At 50.6% G+C, this 3015-nt stretch carries 1 rRNA gene; it reads left to right on the forward strand.

Annotated features, from left to right (window positions below):
* Window positions 1–103 precede the first annotated feature (103 nt).
* Window positions 104–3002: ribosomal RNA gene (locus CCS02_RS21950) — 23S ribosomal RNA — on the forward strand.
* Window positions 3003–3015 lie beyond the last annotated feature (13 nt).

The raw sequence follows: 3015 nt of genomic DNA on the forward strand, positions 1-3015 counted from the left end.
AAACCGGTGGAAGATCACTTTAACCTAGTGACTTCTATTATCGTAAATCCAGAGGGGTACAAAAGCCCTTTGGTATGTGATCCGAAACTATTTTGGGTTATATGGTCAAGTGACCAAGCGTGCACGGTGGATGCCTTGGCAGTCAGAGGCGATGAAGGACGTGGTAATCTGCGAAAAGGTTCGGGGAGTCGATAAACAGGCTTTGATCCGAACATGTCCGAATGGGGAAACCCACTCTACTTGTAGAGTATCCCACAGTGAATACATAGCTGTGTGGAGGCGAACCCGGGGAACTGAAACATCTAAGTACCCGGAGGAAAAGAAATCAACCGAGATTCCCTAAGTAGCGGCGAGCGAAAGGGGATTAGCCCTTAAGTGGTTTTGGTGTTAGTAGAAGGCTCTGGAAAGTGCCGCAATAGAGGGTGATAGCCCCGTATACGAAAACACCTTAATCATGAAAACGAGTAGGACGGGACACGTGTTATCCTGTCTGAATATGGGGGGACCATCCTCCAAGGCTAAATACTCCTGACTGACCGATAGTGAACCAGTACCGTGAGGGAAAGGCGAAAAGAACCCCTGTGAGGGGAGTGAAATAGATCCTGAAACCGTGTACGTACAAGCAGTGGGAGCGGACTTGTTCCGTGACTGCGTACCTTTTGTATAATGGGTCAACGACTTATTTTCAGTAGCAAGGTTAAGCGTTTAGTGGAGCCGTAGGGAAACCGAGTCTTAATAGGGCGTTTAGTTGCTGGGAATAGACCCGAAACCGGGCGATCTATCCATGAGCAGGTTGAAGGTTGAGTAACATCAACTGGAGGACCGAACCCACATCCGTTGAAAAGGCTGGGGATGACTTGTGGATAGGAGTGAAAGGCTAATCAAGCTCGGAGATAGCTGGTTCTCCTCGAAAGCTATTTAGGTAGCGCCTCGTATCTCACCATTGGGGGTAGAGCACTGTTTGGGCTAGGGGGTCATCCCGACTTACCAACCCCATGCAAACTCCGAATACCAATGAGTGCAATTACGGGAGACACACAGCGGGTGCTAACGTCCGTTGTGGAAAGGGAAACAACCCAGACCGTCAGCTAAGGTCCCAAAGTTACAGTTAAGTGGGAAACGATGTGGGAAGGCTTAGACAGCTAGGAGGTTGGCTTAGAAGCAGCCATCCTTTAAAGAAAGCGTAATAGCTCACTAGTCGAGTCGGCCTGCGCGGAAGATATAACGGGGCTCAAACTGTACACCGAAGCTACGGATGCTTAATTTATTAGGCATGGTAGAGGAGCGTTCTGTAAGCCGTTGAAGGTCAAGCTGTAAGGCAGGCTGGAGGTATCAGAAGTGCGAATGTTGACATGAGTAACGATAAGGGGAGTGAAAAACTCCCCCGCCGGAAGACCAAGGTTTCCTGTCCCATGTTAATCAGGGCAGGGTGAGTCGGCCCCTAAGGCGAGGCAGAAATGCGTAGTCGATGGAAAACAGGTTAATATTCCTGTACCGATGTATATTGCGATGGAGAGACGGAGAAGGCTAGGCCAGCACAGCGATGGTTGTCTGTGTTTAAGGCGGTAGGCAAGTGACTTAGGCAAATCCGGGTCACTCTTTTAGAGAGAATGCCGAGAACTGATGACGAGCCCTCTTTTGGGCGAAGTGGTTGATGCCATGCTTCCAGGAAAAACTTCTAAGCTTCAGATATACATTGACCGTACCCCAAACCGACACAGGTGGTCAGGTAGAGAATACCAAGGCGCTTGAGAGAACTCGGGTGAAGGAACTAGGCAAAATGGTACCGTAACTTCGGGAGAAGGTACGCCGGCCGGTGTGAAGGACTTGCTCCGTAAGCACTAGTCGGTCGAAGATACCAGGTGGCTGCGACTGTTTATTAAAAACACAGCACTCTGCAAACACGAAAGTGGACGTATAGGGTGTGACGCCTGCCCGGTGCTTGAAGGTTAATTGATGGGGTTAGCGCAAGCGAAGCTCTTGATCGAAGCCCAAGTAAACGGCGGCCGTAACTATAACGGTCCTAAGGTAGCGAAATTCCTTGTCGGGTAAGTTCCGACCTGCACGAATGGCGTAACGATGGCCACACTGTCTCCACCCGAGACTCAGTGAAATTGAAATCGCAGTGAAGATGCTGTGTATCCGCGGCTAGACGGAAAGACCCCGTGAACCTTTACTATAGCTTCACAGTGAACTTTGAACCTACTTGTGTAGGATAGGTGGGAGGCTTTGAAGTGCAGACGCCAGTTTGCATGGAGCCACTCTTGAAATACCACCCTGGTATGTTTGAGGTTCTAACTCAGGTCCCTTATCGGGATCGAGGACACTGTGTGGTGGGTAGTTTGACTGGGGCGGTCTCCTCCCAAAGAGTAACGGAGGAGCACGAAGGTGTGCTCAGCATGGTCGGAAATCATGCATAGAGTGTAAAGGCAAAAGCACGCTTAACTGCGAGACAGACACGTCGAGCAGGTACGAAAGTAGGTCTTAGTGATCCGGTGGTTCTGTATGGAAGGGCCATCGCTCAACGGATAAAAGGTACTCCGGGGATAACAGGCTGATACCGCCCAAGAGTTCACATCGACGGCGGTGTTTGGCACCTCGATGTCGGCTCATCACATCCTGGGGCTGAAGCCGGTCCCAAGGGTATGGCTGTTCGCCATTTAAAGTGGTACGCGAGCTGGGTTTAGAACGTCGTGAGACAGTTCGGTCCCTATCTGCCGTGGACGTTTGAGATTTGAGAGGAGCTGCTCCTAGTACGAGAGGACCGGAGTGGACGAACCTCTGGTGTTCCGGTTGTCACGCCAGTGGCATTGCCGGGTAGCTATGTTCGGACGGGATAACCGCTGAAAGCATCTAAGCGGGAAGCCTCCCTTAAGATAAGATCTCACTGGGACATAAGTCCCCTGAAGAGCCGTTCGAGACTAGGACGTTGATAGGTTGGGTGTGTAAGTGCTGTGAGGCATTGAGCTAACCAATACTAATTGCTCGTGAGGCTTGACCATATAACACCAAAGT

Origin of the sequence: Marinomonas sp. ef1 (genome assembly GCF_002806845.1) — a bacterium.
GTDB classification, from domain to species: Bacteria; Pseudomonadota; Gammaproteobacteria; order Pseudomonadales; family Marinomonadaceae; genus Marinomonas; species Marinomonas polaris.